This is a genomic window from Vibrio rotiferianus (genome assembly GCF_002214395.1).
In the GTDB taxonomy this organism is placed as follows: Bacteria; Pseudomonadota; Gammaproteobacteria; order Enterobacterales; family Vibrionaceae; genus Vibrio; species Vibrio rotiferianus.
Window position 1 is genome coordinate 911,822 of sequence record NZ_CP018312.1, and the last position, 14,654, is coordinate 926,475.

Sequence of the window (14,654 nt, forward strand, 5' to 3'; positions counted from 1 at the left end):
CTTCAACAAAAAAGGCTGCCAATTGGCAGCCTTTTGCTTCTTATTTCGCTTAATGCGATGACAAGCTAAAACTTAGTTAAAGTTAGGCTTTGTCATTCCTGAAGATGCACGGTTAGTCGCTACTTGGCTACCTGCACCTTTTGGTGCGTAGCGCTCAGCTTTAAACGGTGCTGCTGAAACAGTAATCTCGCGAAGCTCTTGAGGACCTGGTGCTTTAGTCATCGGAGCACTAGCGCGTGGCTTAGCTGCTATTTTGATAACTTCAGCTTTAGGAGCTGGTGCAGCGATTGGTGCTTCTACTGCAACTTGCTCTACAGTGTCTTCTACCACTTCAACTACTGGCTCTTGAGCTGCTTCTGTGGTGGTTTCAGCTTGCTCTACCACTGCTGGTTCAGCCACTGGTGCTTCTACAACCGGTGCTTCTACTTTCGTTTCTACAGGTTGTTGAACTTTTGGTTCAACCACTGGCGTTTCAACGACTGCAGGTTGTTCACGGCGAATGATCACTTTACCCATCGCCATTTCAGGGCAAGCAAAACCACCTTGGATTGCAGGTACTGCTGTCGCTACTACCGCTGCTTCTTCCTTCACTCGCTCTTCCTTCTTAGGCGCTGGTTTTGGAATGTAGCGTGGCATCACTTTGCCCATTGCCATCTCAGGAGATGCTACACCACCTTTACGTAGGCGGAATGGGTTAGGGCGACGATCGCGACCACGACGACGACGTTGACCGCTTGCACGTAGGTGACGCGGTGAACGACGGTTACGACGTTGTTTTGATTCCGCTTTGTTGTCCTTATCCTGTTGAGTCTCAGCCACTGCCTCTACTGGCTTCTCTACAGGAGTTTCAATCGCTTTTACTGGAGCCTCAGCTACCTGTTCTGAAGCTTGCTGATCTTTAACGCGTACAGATTTGTTAAGTTTGCGACGTTGGCGGCGCTCTTTAACTTTTTCTGCTTTCGCATTTGACTTCGCTTTGCTCTCTTCAGGTTTCGCTTCAGAGCCAGTACGAGCTTCAGCCGCAAGCTGTAGACCTTTTTCCGCTACCTTAGCGTTTGCTTTCTGCTCTTGAGCTTTATCAGCTTGCTGAGCTTTTGGTTTGCGTTTTTGGTTACGGTTTTGCTGTTTATTAGGCTGCTGTGTTTCGTTTTGCTCTGTTGCCTGCTCATCACGTGGCTTGCGACGACGTTTGTTATCGCGGTTATCTCTGTTGTCACGTGGGTTACGGCGACGGTCGTTACGATCACGTCTGTTGTTACGTTTGTTGTCGCGTGCAGGCTTAGTTTCTTCTTGCTTAGGTTCTTCTTTTTCTTCGTTAGAACCAAATAGGAAGCTGCTTAATGCTTTGAACAAACGACTAAACAAACCAGGTTTTTCTTCTTGCTCTACGTCTTTCTTCTTAGGCGCGGCAGCCGCAGCAGCAGGTTTCGCTGCTGGCGTTGGAGCTGATTGAGTTGAAGAAGCAAAGCCTTTTAGTACAGGTTCTTCGATCTTCTTAGGCTTTAATTCAGTCTCTGGTACTTCTTTGCCTTCTGCTTCTTTCATTGCTTCCAGTTTCTTTGGAAGTAGGTAAGAAAGCAGGTCGAACTCTTCGCCTTCACGAACACGAATTACTTCAAAGTGCGGTGTTTCCATGTCTGAGTTAGGAACAACCGTGATCTTCACTTCTTGTGTACGCTCAATGTGGTTCACAGAGCGACGTTTTTCGTTTAGAAGGTATGATGCGATTGGAACAGGGACAACTGCCAGCACTTGAGCTGTATTGTCTTTTAACGCCTCTTCTTCGATTAGACGAAGTACAGAAAGCGCTAGAGACTCGTTGTCACGAACAACACCAGTACCTGTACAGCGAGGACAGATGTGGTGGCTTGCTTCTGCTAGAGATGGGCTCAAACGTTGACGAGACATCTCCAATAGACCAAAGCGAGAAATGCGACCAATTTGAACGCGAGCGCGATCTAGACGAACGGCTTCACGTAGACGGTTTTCTACTTCACGCTGGTGGCGTACAGGTGTCATATCGATAAAGTCGATAACTACCAGACCACCAAGGTCACGCAGTCGCAACTGACGAGCAATTTCATCAGCAGCTTCAAGGTTAGTGTTAAGTGCTGTTTCTTCGATATCACCACCCTTTGTTGCACGAGCAGAGTTAATATCGATAGAAGTCAGTGCTTCTGTTGGGTCGATAACGATAGAACCACCAGACGGTAAGCGCACTTCACGTTGGAAAGCTGATTCAATTTGGCTTTCGATTTGGTAGTGGCTGAACAGTGGAACTTCACCATCATATTTCTTCACACGGTTGATGAAATCTGGACGCACTAACTGAATATGCTCTTTCGCACGTTCGTAGATAGTGTTGCTATCGATCAGGATTTCACCAATATCACGACGCAGGTAGTCACGGATTGCACGAACAATAACGTTACTTTCTTGGTGGATTAAGAATGGAGCAGGGTTAGAATCTGCAGCACCTTTGATCGCTCCCCAATGATTTAGGAGTACGTTTAAATCCCACTCTAGTTCTTCAGCACTCTTACCAACGCCAGCAGTGCGAACAATTAAACCCATACCTTGCGGCAGTTCAAGAGTACTCAATGCAGCTTTTAGTTGCGTACGCTCATCACCTTCGATTCGGCGAGAAATACCGCCAGCTCGAGGGTTGTTAGGCATCAGAACTAGATAACTACCAGCTAAAGAGATGAAAGTAGTCAGGGCTGCACCTTTACTACCACGCTCTTCTTTTTCCACTTGTACGATTACTTCTTGGCCTTCGGTCAGCACTTCTTTAATGCTTGGTCGACCTTGGTAAGTGTAACCTTCAGGGAAATATTCGCGGGCAATTTCTTTAAGAGGAAGGAAACCATGACGCTCAGCACCGTAATCAACAAATGCGGCTTCTAAGCTTGGTTCAATACGTGTGATACGTCCTTTGTAGATATTCGCTTTTTTGGACTCATGACCTGGACTCTCGATATCAAGATCGAAAAGTCGCTGGCCATCAACCAGAGCGACACGCAACTCTTCTTTTTGAGTTGCGTTAATTAACATTCTTTTCATTGAAAATTTCTCGTTGTCTTTTCTTTTGTCTTTCTAGTCAACTTGTCACTGTTTTTTCGCTCTTTCACGGTGCCTGATCCCATGGCTATATTTTGCAGCCTCCCGGCTGGAAGGGGATGCTCTTGGGCACTTCAGTCATCACAAGTCTAGTTTAGGTTTCGTTGGAAACGCAGGCTTGTGACCCGCTATATGGTGCGGTAGATACTCAACGTGAATATGCGAGGAGTAGAGTAACAAGTGTGTTGAATTCAGCATGTCTTACGCCAATGCAGCACCTGAGCTTCAACAATCTACTCACATTGCTTGGGGATAAATGATTGGTAATGAACAAAATGTAACCAAACCTTCCTTAGCAGCTGTGAACTATAGCAGTGCAGGTGGATATCAGCAATCTGCTTTCACGCAAACGTTGGAAAATTTGGCGCTAAATTCAAGTTTTGTAATTTATAACTGGCTGTTTCATAAGCAGTTGAGTCTAGAAAATTGAAAAAGAGGCAAAGCAGATTGAGAAGTTGGCCAAGAGTTTTGATAATTGAAACAAAAGGTTGGCGTGTTTTAGTACTATTTATGGCGACAAGTATTTCTTTTGTGGCAAGAATAATGTGAAGTCGTACAGATTTGGGTTTACAATACCGCGCATGAGCGAAATAAGAACACAAGTCCAGTTCGTCGATATCGACGAAGATATGGCGGGTCAACGCATTGATAATTTCTTGCGTAACCAATTAAAAGACATCCCAAAGAGCATGATTTATCGAATTGTGCGCAAGGGCGAAGTACGCGTAAATAAAAAGCGCATTAAAGCCGAGTACAAACTCAAAGCAGGCGATCTTGTTCGTATTCCTCCAGTTACGGTAGAAAAGAAAGAAGATGACGTTGCACCAAGTACCAAGCTAAACAAAGTGGCAGAGTTAGAAGATAAGATCATTTTTGAAGATGATCATATGCTGATTCTTAATAAGCCTTCTGGAACCGCAGTTCATGGTGGTAGTGGTTTGAAGTTTGGCGCGATTGAAGCACTTCGTGCTTTGCGCCCACAAGCTCGCTTCCTTGAGTTAGTTCACCGTATCGACCGTGACACTTCCGGCATTTTGTTAGTTGCTAAGAAGCGTTCGGCATTGCGTCATCTGCAAGCACAGTTCCGTGAAAAGACAGTGAAGAAGTTTTACTTCGCGCTTGTCATGGGTGAGTGGAAAAACAGCTGTAAAGTCGTTAATGCGCCGCTACTCAAAAATGAAGTAAACAGTATCGTACGTGTGAACCCAAATGGTAAACCGTCAGAAACACGCTTCAAGATTTTGGAAAAGTTCGACCAAGCAACGCTAATCCAAGCAAGCCCGATTACTGGTCGTACTCACCAGATTCGTGTGCACACCCAATATACAGGGCACCCAATTGCATGGGATGATCGTTACGGTGACCGCCGCTTTGATGCTTATACTGGGCAAGTTGGCTTGGATCGTTTGTTCCTTCATGCGGCGAACATCAAGTTCCAGCACCCATCGAATGATGAGTGGATGGAGATCAACGCGCCGATGGAAGCGAAATTAGAGAAAGTCTTATCGGGTTTGCGTAAAAAGTAGAGGCAAGAGTATCTACACCCTTCGGGGCCGCAATAAGCTATGTAAAAGCCGATGTTAATACATCGGCTTTTTTGATCGTAGAAAGCTTCTTAGAGAGTGGTGGCAGCTTTGCCTGTTGAGTTATGAGAACTTTGTGCTCAGCAATACCGTTGAAAGAGATTCCCAACTCGCTCGTTCCTCACTCTTGAGGATGACGTGCAGTGAATTCTGAATTTAAGTGGGTTATGACTTACTTTTTGATGGATGAGCTTAAACGACGTCATTCCCGAAAGCGACGAAGGAGCGTTGTCGGGAATCTCTGGTTGAGATGCAAAGTCATTAGCTTGATGACTGCTTACACCTTCCATATCAGCCCTTTGGAGTCTTCTGTATTCCCTACAAAACCTCTAACCCTTGCTTATGCAGCATATCGATCAAATCAATCAGTGGCAGGCCGACTAGCGTATTCGGGTCTTTGCCGACTAACTTCTTAAACAGACAAATCCCCATACCCTCGCTTTTAAAACTGCCAGCGCAGTAAAACGGTTCTTCTCTGTCAACGTAACGCTCGATTTGCTCGCGAGCCAAATCTCTGAAATGTACTTCAAAGGTATCGAAGCCGACTTCAGTATGATTTGTAGCGGTGTTATGTACCGCAAGCCCGGTATAAAAAGTGATGGTTTTACCGCTTTGAGCTAATAGCTGTCTGATTGCGTTTTCTCGGCTTAGCGGCTTACCCACAATTTCACCGTCGATAACACAAACTTGGTCACTGCCAACGACCAAACTGTCCTGAGTTGTGTGGCAAGACGTCGCTTTTCCAATCGCGAGCCTTTGAACGAGATCTAAAGGGGTTTCATTGGGTAAAGGCGTCTCGTCACAGTCTGGTGATAAGCAAGTAAAAGGTACTGCTAGTTTTTCCAGCAGTTGTTTACGAAAAGGAGAGGTTGAGGCTAAAACCAGTTGGTAATTTTTCATTTTGAATTACAATTCGCACAAGCATTTTCACTAGGATAATCGATCAAAATCGATTCTGGCTAATGCTCTGTATGATAAGCGTAAAAAAGTACAACTTTTTTTCCTTTTTCTTTGACTAATTTTGATTTGGAAGATAATATTCGCGCCCTATGCAAAAGGTAAAAATACCGCGAACGGTTGATCCGGCGAAGTCCGCACAGAAACGATTAGATTACGATGGCATCATCCAAGCTAGTCTTTTCAAGCGCTTAGCGGAAACAACTGAAGGCGTAAAACGCGACGCAGAAGTCTCATTGTCATTTGATATTGATGAACAGCGACTTGTTGTTATCTCTGGTAAAGCTAACATCGAAGTCGATTTAGAGTGTCAGCGTTGTAATGAGGTATTCACACATTTGTGTGAAGTTGAATTCCTTTACACTCCTTACTACGGTGAGAAGACGGAAGAGGAAGCACCAGAAATTTATGATTTGGTAGATCTAAATGAGTACGGTGAATTAGACCTTATACAACTAGTTGAAGACGAGTTCATCTTAACATTACCTCAAATCGCAATGCACGATGAAGCGGATTGTAGCGTTGATTCAAATAACATGGTTTTTGGTGAGATTCCTGAAGAAATTGAGGAAGAAAAACCGAATCCATTCGACGTTTTGAAAAATCTGAAAAAGTAACTGGTGTGGTAGCCGCTTCTTCTTTAGGTTTTTAACCCAATAGTATAGGAGTAGGGTCAATGGCCGTACAGAAAAACCGTAAAACTCGTTCTAAGCGCGGTATGCGTCGTTCACACGATGCGCTAACTACAGCTGCACTATCTGTAGACGCGACTTCTGGTGAAACTCACCTACGCCACAACGTAACTGCTGAAGGTTACTACCGTGGTCAAAAGGTTATCAACAAGTAAGGTTGAACCTTTGCAAAGTATTACCGTTGCACTTGATGCAATGGGCGGGGATTTCGGTCCACGCGTAACAGTGCCTGCCGCCGTGCAGGCACTGTCTCATTTCCCAGAGCTAAAAGTGATTCTTATAGGTGATCAATCTCTGATCACGTCTCAATTATCTCAACTAGGTGCCTCTACCAGTTCTCGTTTGAGCATTCTTCATAGCGAGAAAGTGATATCAAACTCAGAAAAGCCATCTTTAGCATTACGCAATAGCCAAAACAGCTCTATGCGTATGGCCATCGATCTTGTTTCTGAAAGCGAAGCAGACGCATGTGTGAGTGGTGGCAACACCGGTGCGCTTATGGCGCTCTCACGTTTCATTCTTAAACTGCTTCCTGGTATTGAGCGTCCTGCTTTAGTTTCCGCATTACCAACTATCAGCGGCAAGCGTACCTGGATGTTAGATCTTGGTGCGAATGTGTCGTGCGATGCCGACAGTTTGTTCCAGTTTGCAGTGATGGGCAGTGCATTAGCTGAGGAGCACCTCGGTCATCCACCTCGTGTGGCTGTACTAAATATTGGCGCTGAAGAAATCAAAGGAAACGATTTGGTCAAGCGCTGTGCAGAAATGCTTTCTCAAACCGATGCAATTAATTTTGTGGGTTATATTGAAGGTAATCAAATTTTGCATGACGTAGCCGATGTCATTGTTTGTGATGGCTTTGTCGGTAACGTATGCTTAAAAGCCAGCGAGGGAACAGCACAACTCTTTATCGAAAAACTTAAAACCAGCATGATGGCATCAACGATAAAGGGATGGATTGCTAGAAAGTTGTTTTCTCGGCTATTTAATGAACTAAAAACACTGAACCCCGACCAGTATAACGGCGCAAGTTTGCTAGGATTGCGCGGCATTGTCATAAAAAGCCATGGAAGTGCGGATGTATCTGCGATTGTCAATGCACTTGGCGAGGCAGTACACGAGGTCAAACGACAAGTACCAAGCCGTATTAGCGATCGTTTGGAAGCGGTTTTACTCGAGAGGCATTATTAGTCTTCATGCATAGCAAAATATTAGGTACTGGCAGCTACCTGCCATCTCAGGTGCGTACTAACGCAGACCTAGAGAAAATGGTAGATACAAGTGATGAGTGGATCGTAGCTCGCACGGGTATTAAAGAGCGTCGAATTGCAGCAGAAAATGAAACTGTTGCAGACATGGCATTCTACGCAGCTGAAAACGCTATCGATATGGCCGGCATTGATAAAAATGATATCGACCTAATTATCGTTGCTACTACTAGCAGTAGCCATACTTTCCCTTCATCTGCGTGTCAGGTGCAGGGAAAGCTTGGCATTAAAGGTTGTCCAGCATTTGACTTGGCCGCTGCTTGTTCAGGCTTTGTATACGCCTTATCTGTTGCTGATCAACACATCAAATCAGGTATGTGTAAAAACGTACTCGTGATTGGTGCAGACGCATTATCGAAAACGTGTGATCCAACGGATCGTTCAACCATCATCTTATTTGGTGATGCGGCAGGAGCGGTAGTGGTTGGCGCGAGCGAAGAGCCGGGTATCATCTCTACACACGTATACTCAGACGGTCAATTTGGTGATCTGTTGAGTCTGCCTGTGCCAGAACGTGGCAAAGATGCGGACAAATGGCTGCACATGGCGGGTAACGAAGTTTTCAAAGTGGCAGTAACTCAGCTTTCGAAGTTAGTGAAAGACACGCTTGAAGCAAACGATATGCACAAGTCTGAACTAGACTGGTTGGTTCCGCACCAAGCGAACTACCGCATTATTTCAGCGACAGCGAAAAAGCTTTCGATGTCACTAGACCAAGTCGTGATCACACTTGATAAACACGGCAACACATCAGCAGCAACCGTGCCAACAGCACTGGATGAGGCGGTACGTGATGGTCGTATTAAACGTGGTCAAACTCTACTTCTTGAAGCGTTTGGCGGCGGATTCACTTGGGGTTCTGCCCTGGTGAAATTCTAAGTTTCACAAGATTCAAAATTTAAGATGCGCTACGGTGCATCTTATTTCTTTTTACTTTGCTTAAAGGAAAACAACATGAGCAAGTTTGCTATCGTATTTCCAGGTCAAGGTTCTCAAGCAGTTGGTATGCTTGCTGATCTAGGCGAACAATATGACGTAGTAAAACAAACATTTGCAGAAGCATCTGACGCACTAGGTTACGACCTATGGGCGCTTGTTCAAAATGGACCTGCAGAAGATCTAAACCAAACTTTCCGTACTCAACCAGCTTTGCTAGCGTCATCTGTTGCTATCTGGCGTGTATGGCAAGAGCTTGGTCTTGAGCAACCAGCAAACCTAGCGGGTCACAGCCTAGGTGAGTACTCAGCACTAGTATGTGCTGGCGTGATTGACTTTAAAGAAGCAATCAAACTGGTTGAGCTACGTGGTCAACTTATGCAAGAAGCCGTACCAGCAGGTACTGGTGCAATGTACGCGATCATCGGTCTAGATGATGAAGCGATTGCAAAAGCTTGTGAAGAAGCTGCGCAAGGTGACGTAGTTTCACCAGTAAACTTCAACTCGCCTGGTCAAGTTGTTATCGCAGGTAGCAAAGACGCAGTAGAGCGCGCGGGCGTACTATGTAAAGAAGCGGGTGCAAAACGTGCACTTCCTCTTCCTGTTTCAGTGTCTTCACACTGTGCACTAATGAAACCAGCAGCAGAGAAACTAGCGGTTGCGCTAGAGTCTATTGAATTCAATGCGCCACAACTTCCAGTAATCAACAACGTTGATGTGGCAGCAGAAACGGATCCTGCAAAAATCAAAGACGCACTTGTTCGTCAGCTACACAGCCCAGTTCGTTGGACTGAGAGCGTGCAGCTAATGAGCGAGCAAGGCGTAGAAAATCTTCTTGAGCTTGGTCCTGGCAAAGTACTGACAGGTCTGACTAAACGTATCGTGAAAACACTAAGCGCAGCAGCTGTTAACGACGTAGCGTCGCTAGAAGCTGCTAAGTAATTCGTTCACGATAAGAAAAGGAAAACACAACATGATGAATCTAGAAGGTAAGATCGCTCTAGTGACAGGCGCAAGCCGTGGCATTGGTCGTGCGATTGCTGAGCTTCTTGTTGAACGCGGTGCAACAGTAATTGGTACTGCGACTTCTGAAGGTGGCGCAGCAGCGATCAGCGAATACCTGGGTGAAAACGGTAAAGGCCTAGCACTTAACGTGACTGACGTTGAGTCTATCGAAGCAACACTAAAAACCATTAATGATGAGTTCGGTGTAATCGATATTCTAGTTAACAACGCTGGTATCACTCGCGATAACCTACTAATGCGTATGAAAGATGACGAGTGGAACGACATCATCAATACGAACCTAACGCCAATTTACCGCATGTCTAAGGCGGTTCTACGTGGCATGATGAAAAAACGCGCTGGTCGCATCATCAACGTAGGTTCTGTTGTTGGTACTATGGGTAACGCTGGTCAAACGAACTACGCAGCAGCGAAAGCAGGCGTAATTGGTTTCACTAAATCAATGGCTCGTGAAGTCGCTTCTCGTGGTGTAACGGTTAATACAGTCGCTCCTGGTTTCATCGAAACTGACATGACTAAGGCGCTAAATGATGACCAACGTGCAGCAACGTTATCGAACGTGCCTGCAGGTCGTCTAGGTGACCCACGTGAAATTGCATCAGCAGTAGTATTCCTAGCTTCACCTGAGGCAGCTTACATTACTGGTGAAACTTTGCATGTAAATGGCGGCATGTACATGGTTTAATGCACAGTTCGTGCAAAATAAGCTATTTTACTTTATGAAAAATAGCCTATAGTTGCTGTTAACTGTCATTAAGTTGTGATGGTCGTGCACAAGATTTGTGCATGATTTAAGTCAAAAATGTATTGAAATTCGGTTAAATTCGCTAATTTTGTGGTTTGACCAGCAAGGACCCCCTTGCAACTTTCCATAGTTCGAATAAACTACGGAATCATCGCATTAGGCGAAATCTGTAAAGGAAAAGAAAAATGAGCAACATCGAAGAACGCGTAAAGAAAATCATTGTTGAACAGCTAGGTGTAGACGAAGCAGAAGTTAAGAATGAAGCTTCTTTCGTTGACGATCTAGGTGCTGATTCTCTAGACACAGTAGAGCTAGTTATGGCTCTAGAAGAGGAATTCGACACTGAGATTCCTGACGAAGAAGCTGAGAAAATCACTACTGTTCAAGCTGCAATCGACTACGTAAACAGCGCTCAGTAATTATCTCTCCCAGGCGGTCTCCTAGACCGCCTGTGTTCTTTCTAACTTCTTCTATCCTCTCATAGAAACATTCAATTCCCGGAGAATTATATCGTGTCCAAGCGTCGTGTAGTTGTCACAGGCATGGGTATGTTGTCACCGGTAGGCAACACAGTAGAATCATCTTGGAAAGCCCTGCTAGAAGGTCAAAGCGGAATCGTTAACATCGATCATTTCGATGCAACGAACTTCTCAACTCGTTTTGCAGGTCTTGTTAAAGATTTTGATTGCACAGAGTACATGTCTAAAAAAGATGCTCGTAAAATGGATCTATTTATCCAGTACGGCATCGCAGCAGGTATCCAAGCGTTGGATGACTCTGGCTTAGAAATTACCGAAGAAAACGCAGCTCGAGTTGGTGTCGCAATCGGCTCTGGTATTGGCGGTCTAGACCTAATCGAAAAAGGTCACTCAGCACTTGTTGAGAAAGGCCCGCGTAAAGTTAGCCCATTTTTTGTTCCTTCGACCATCGTAAACATGGTTGCAGGTAACCTATCTATCATGCGTGGTCTTCGTGGTCCAAATATCGCGATCTCTACTGCATGTACTACAGGCCTTCACAACATCGGCCACGCAGCTCGTATGATTGCATACGGTGATGCAGAAGCGATGGTAGCAGGTGGTGCCGAGAAAGCATCAACACCGCTAGGCATGGCTGGTTTCGGCGCGGCTAAAGCATTATCGACTCGTAATGATGAGCCTCAAAAAGCGTCTCGTCCATGGGATAAAGGCCGTGACGGCTTCGTTCTTGGTGACGGCGCGGGTATGATGGTTCTTGAAGAGTACGAACACGCAAAAGCTCGTGGCGCTAAGATTTACGCAGAGCTTGTTGGCTTTGGTATGTCTGGTGACGCTTACCACATGACTTCTCCAAGTGAAGATGGTTCAGGTGGCGCACTAGCAATGGAAGCCGCGATGCGTGATGCAAACATCATCGGTACGCAAGTTGGTTACGTGAACGCTCACGGAACATCAACACCAGCTGGTGACGTAGCTGAAATCAAGGGTGTAAAACGTGCTCTTGGTGAAGAAGGCTCAAAACAAGTATTAGTATCTTCGACTAAATCGATGACTGGCCACCTACTGGGTGCTGCAGGTTCTGTTGAAGCTATCATTACGGTTCTTTCTCTGGTTGACCAAATCGTTCCACCAACGATTAACCTAGATGATCCTGAAGAAGGCCTAGATATTGACCTTGTACCGCATACTGCGCGCAAAGTTGATATGGAATACGCGATCTGTAATTCGTTTGGCTTTGGTGGCACAAACGGTTCACTTGTATTCAAAAAATTCGCTGAGTAAGAATCTCTAACACTGTTTTAGAGTAGCGATACTTGTATTCTAACGGCTCGATGCTTAGCATTGAGCCGTTTTGTTTTATTTGTCGATCAGAAATCAAAGGGTATCTGAATGTTCTGGGTAAATGGACTTCCACAAACGCATGTTTCGCTGGGTGATCGCTCATTTCAGTATGGTGATGGCTGTTTCACTACTATTAAGACTAAGTACGGTCAACTGGAGCACTGGCAAGCGCATATTGAACGTATGCAGGCGTGCCTAAAAACATTGCAAATACCTTTCCCAGATTGGAATACGGTTTTTGATTGGGCGATGCTCGCGGTCTTAAATGACGAGGCGGCAGGAATCAAGATTCATATTAGTCGTGGTTGTGGTGGTCGAGGGTACAGCCCAAGCGGTATAGATGGTCCGGTTGTGACTATTTCGAACTTTGCATTTCCTTTTCATTATGCTCTGTGGCAAGAAAATGGTGTGCAGTTAGGTATTTGTGAAACCCGCCTTGGCATCCAACCATTACTTGCAGGTCACAAGCACAACAACCGAATAGAGCAGGTTCTCGCAAAGGCGGAAATTGATGGTTCTGAATTTGCCGATGCTGTGACGTTAAATGTGCAAAATCATGTCATTGAAACTACAATGGCAAACCTTTTTTGGGTTAATGATAAAAGGGTATACACACCGGATTTGAGTTTGTCCGGTGTGGCCGGCGTAATGCGCCGTAAGGTATTGGAATTTCTCCAAGCTGAAGGTTACCCGGTGAAGGTAGCCCAATTCACACTGGCAGATTTGCTTGATGCAGAAGAGGTGTGGATGTGTAACTCACTATTGGGTGTAGCGCCGGTTTGCGGTATTTCAACACCAGAGAACAAGATTGAACTTCCAATTGGAAAACTGACTCGACGACTTCAAGGGAATCTAAATACGTGATTAAAAAACTGTTTGCTTTTGTTGTACTGATTGCCGTTATTGGTGCAGCAGGTGCTTTTTACGTTGTTTCACAGACTAAGCAATACGTTAACTCGCCAATCCTTATAGAACAGCCACAGCTGTTCACCGTTGAAAATGGCACCAGCTTTCACCGAGTCATGCGTGATTTAGCGAAAGATAATATTATTGAAGCTTCTGATTACACCCGCTTAATGCCTCACCTTTACCCAGAGCTTCTTCAAGTGCGAGCAGGCACTTACCAACTAGAGCCAAAGCTTTCGCTTTATCAAACGTTAGAACAGCTCAATACGGGCAAAGAACATCAGTTTGCAATAACATTTGTGGAAGGTAGTCGCTTTTCTGAATGGGTTGAACAACTAAGTTCAGCACCTTATGTAAAACATGACTTAACCGGATTATCTGAAAAAGAGATGGCTGAAAAGCTAGGTATTGAGCGCGAAAAGCTTGAGGGCTTATTCCTTGCCGAGACCTACCATTACACAGCAGGCACGAGTGAAAGTCAGATCTTAGAGCGTGCTCATACTAAGTTGAACAATATTCTTGATGCTCATTGGGAAGGGCGCCAAGAGAAACTGCCGATTAAAGACAAATACGAAGCTCTGATCCTTGCTTCAATTATTGAAAAAGAAACGGCAATCGACTCGGAGCGTGAACGAGTGGCGTCTGTATTTGTCAACCGTCTCAATAAACGCATGCGCCTGCAAACTGACCCGACCGTTATTTACGGAATGGGTGATGCGTACGATGGTAATATTCGTAAAAAAGATTTACGTACTCCAACGCCATACAACACATACACAATCAACGGTTTGCCACCAACACCAATCGCTATGGCAGGCGAAGCGTCGATTGAAGCTGCTTTAAACCCAGAAAACAGCAAATATTTATATTTTGTAGCAAGTGGAAAGGGCGGACATGTATTTTCGAAATCCCTTGCTGAGCACAACCGTGCTGTACGTGCCTATTTAAGAGAACTAAGAAAGAATAAATGATGAAAGCAAACTTTATTGTCGTTGAGGGCCTAGAAGGCGCAGGTAAAAGTACTGCGATTAAAACCGTTTTAGACACGCTGAAAGCGGCGGGTATTGAAAACATCGTCAATACTCGTGAGCCGGGTGGTACACCACTGGCTGAGAAAATGCGCGCGCTGGTTAAAGAAGAGCACGAAGGCGAAGACCTAAAAGACATGACCGAGCTGCTTTTGCTTTACGCCGCGCGTGTTCAGTTAGTTGAGAACGTGATTAAACCAGCACTAGCAAACGACCAATGGGTTGTGGGTGACCGCCATGATTTGTCTTCTCAAGCTTACCAAGGTGGTGGTCGTCAAATCGATGCGTTGCTGATGAAGAACCTGCGCGATACGACTCTAGGAGAGTTTAAGCCTGCTTTCACTTTGTACATGGACATTGATCCGCGCGTTGGCCTTGAGCGTGCACGCGGTCGTGGTGAACTCGATCGCATCGAGAAGATGGACATCAGCTTCTTTGAGCGTACTCGTGAGCGTTACTTGGAACTCGCGAATGCAGATGACTCTATCGTAGTTATCAATGCAGAGCAGTCGATTGAAGAAGTAGCACAAGACATCAAAGCCGCTTTGAACGAATGGCTAGCATCATTGTAAG

Annotated in this window: 15 protein-coding genes; 13 read left to right on the top strand and 2 right to left on the bottom strand. The window is 45.3% G+C overall.

Annotated elements, in window-relative coordinates; all coding sequences use genetic code 11:
- Positions 1-72: 72 nt before the first annotated feature.
- Positions 73-3,063, bottom strand: coding sequence for a ribonuclease E (gene rne, locus BSZ04_RS13310; RefSeq protein WP_088880547.1), 2,991 nt, complete (start codon positions 3,061-3,063; stop codon positions 73-75).
- A gap of 313 nt (positions 3,064-3,376) precedes the next feature.
- Here rne and BSZ04_RS25040 point away from each other — a divergent pair, with 313 nt between their 5' ends.
- Both BSZ04_RS25040 and rluC read left to right on the top strand, forming a co-directional pair.
- A complete protein-coding gene (locus tag BSZ04_RS25040; protein WP_010449316.1) occupies positions 3,377-3,550 on the top strand; it encodes a hypothetical protein in 174 nt (57 codons plus the stop codon).
- Positions 3,551-3,701: 151 nt separating this feature from the next.
- Positions 3,702-4,646, top strand: coding sequence for a 23S rRNA pseudouridine(955/2504/2580) synthase RluC (gene rluC / locus BSZ04_RS13315; RefSeq protein WP_010449314.1), 945 nt, complete (start codon positions 3,702-3,704; stop codon positions 4,644-4,646).
- A gap of 375 nt (positions 4,647-5,021) precedes the next feature.
- Here the strand turns inward: rluC and BSZ04_RS13320 are convergent, their stop codons facing one another.
- Complete coding sequence (locus tag BSZ04_RS13320) at positions 5,022-5,603, bottom strand: Maf family protein (protein ID WP_088880548.1); 582 nt, start codon at positions 5,601-5,603, stop codon at positions 5,022-5,024.
- 149 nt (positions 5,604-5,752) lie between these two features.
- Here BSZ04_RS13320 and yceD point away from each other — a divergent pair, with 149 nt between their 5' ends.
- From yceD to tmk, 11 genes are all read left to right on the top strand, one after another.
- Positions 5,753-6,277, top strand: a complete 525-nt coding sequence (gene yceD / locus BSZ04_RS13325; protein ID WP_010449311.1) for a 23S rRNA accumulation protein YceD — start codon at positions 5,753-5,755, stop codon at positions 6,275-6,277.
- A 59-nt stretch (positions 6,278-6,336) separates the two neighbouring features.
- Positions 6,337-6,507, top strand: a complete 171-nt coding sequence (gene rpmF, locus BSZ04_RS13330; protein WP_005396978.1) for a 50S ribosomal protein L32 — start codon at positions 6,337-6,339, stop codon at positions 6,505-6,507.
- Positions 6,508-6,517: 10 nt separating this feature from the next.
- Positions 6,518-7,543, top strand: coding sequence for a phosphate acyltransferase PlsX (plsX, locus tag BSZ04_RS13335; RefSeq protein ID WP_010449303.1), 1,026 nt, complete (start codon positions 6,518-6,520; stop codon positions 7,541-7,543).
- Positions 7,544-7,548: 5 nt separating this feature from the next.
- Positions 7,549-8,499: a beta-ketoacyl-ACP synthase III gene (locus BSZ04_RS13340; protein WP_038887080.1), complete on the top strand. Its 951-nt coding sequence runs from the start codon at positions 7,549-7,551 to the stop codon at positions 8,497-8,499.
- A gap of 75 nt (positions 8,500-8,574) precedes the next feature.
- Positions 8,575-9,498, top strand: coding sequence for an ACP S-malonyltransferase (gene fabD / locus BSZ04_RS13345; RefSeq protein ID WP_088880549.1), 924 nt, complete (start codon positions 8,575-8,577; stop codon positions 9,496-9,498).
- Positions 9,499-9,532: 34 nt separating this feature from the next.
- Positions 9,533-10,267, top strand: coding sequence for a 3-oxoacyl-ACP reductase FabG (gene fabG, locus BSZ04_RS13350; RefSeq protein WP_010449297.1), 735 nt, complete (start codon positions 9,533-9,535; stop codon positions 10,265-10,267).
- A 245-nt stretch (positions 10,268-10,512) separates the two neighbouring features.
- A complete protein-coding gene (gene acpP / locus BSZ04_RS13355; protein WP_004406112.1) occupies positions 10,513-10,746 on the top strand; it encodes an acyl carrier protein in 234 nt (77 codons plus the stop codon).
- Between the two features lie 93 nt (positions 10,747-10,839).
- On the top strand, positions 10,840-12,087 hold the full coding sequence (gene fabF, locus BSZ04_RS13360; protein WP_010449277.1) for a beta-ketoacyl-ACP synthase II: 1,248 nt from the start codon (positions 10,840-10,842) through the stop codon (positions 12,085-12,087).
- A gap of 108 nt (positions 12,088-12,195) precedes the next feature.
- Positions 12,196-13,011 carry an aminodeoxychorismate lyase gene (gene pabC, locus BSZ04_RS13365; protein WP_088880550.1) on the top strand — a complete coding sequence of 272 codons (816 nt, stop codon included), beginning with the start codon at positions 12,196-12,198 and terminating at the stop codon, positions 13,009-13,011.
- Positions 13,008-14,024 carry an endolytic transglycosylase MltG gene (gene mltG / locus BSZ04_RS13370; RefSeq protein WP_038887077.1) on the top strand — a complete coding sequence of 339 codons (1,017 nt, stop codon included), beginning with the start codon at positions 13,008-13,010 and terminating at the stop codon, positions 14,022-14,024. Before pabC ends, mltG begins: the two co-directional genes overlap by 4 nt.
- Positions 14,021-14,653, top strand: coding sequence for a dTMP kinase (tmk, locus tag BSZ04_RS13375; protein ID WP_033009304.1), 633 nt, complete (start codon positions 14,021-14,023; stop codon positions 14,651-14,653). Before mltG ends, tmk begins: the two co-directional genes overlap by 4 nt.
- Position 14,654 lies beyond the last annotated feature (1 nt).

What these genes read in the sequence shown, in the direction of transcription:
- rluC (WP_010449314.1), top strand. Translation starts at nt 3,702, where the DNA reads ATGAGCGAAATAAGAACACAAGTCCAGTTCGTCGATATCGACGAAGAT.
- BSZ04_RS25040 (WP_010449316.1), top strand. Translation starts at nt 3,377, where the DNA reads ATGATTGGTAATGAACAAAATGTAACCAAACCTTCCTTAGCAGCTGTG.
- pabC (WP_088880550.1), top strand. Translation starts at nt 12,196, where the DNA reads ATGTTCTGGGTAAATGGACTTCCACAAACGCATGTTTCGCTGGGTGAT.
- rne (WP_088880547.1), bottom strand. Translation starts at nt 3,063, where the DNA reads ATGAAAAGAATGTTAATTAACGCAACTCAAAAAGAAGAGTTGCGTGTC.
- tmk (WP_033009304.1), top strand. Translation starts at nt 14,021, where the DNA reads ATGATGAAAGCAAACTTTATTGTCGTTGAGGGCCTAGAAGGCGCAGGT.
- BSZ04_RS13340 (WP_038887080.1), top strand. Translation starts at nt 7,549, where the DNA reads ATGCATAGCAAAATATTAGGTACTGGCAGCTACCTGCCATCTCAGGTG.
- rpmF (WP_005396978.1), top strand. Translation starts at nt 6,337, where the DNA reads ATGGCCGTACAGAAAAACCGTAAAACTCGTTCTAAGCGCGGTATGCGT.
- yceD (WP_010449311.1), top strand. Translation starts at nt 5,753, where the DNA reads ATGCAAAAGGTAAAAATACCGCGAACGGTTGATCCGGCGAAGTCCGCA.
- BSZ04_RS13320 (WP_088880548.1), bottom strand. Translation starts at nt 5,603, where the DNA reads ATGAAAAATTACCAACTGGTTTTAGCCTCAACCTCTCCTTTTCGTAAA.
- fabD (WP_088880549.1), top strand. Translation starts at nt 8,575, where the DNA reads ATGAGCAAGTTTGCTATCGTATTTCCAGGTCAAGGTTCTCAAGCAGTT.
- acpP (WP_004406112.1), top strand. Translation starts at nt 10,513, where the DNA reads ATGAGCAACATCGAAGAACGCGTAAAGAAAATCATTGTTGAACAGCTA.
- fabG (WP_010449297.1), top strand. Translation starts at nt 9,533, where the DNA reads ATGAATCTAGAAGGTAAGATCGCTCTAGTGACAGGCGCAAGCCGTGGC.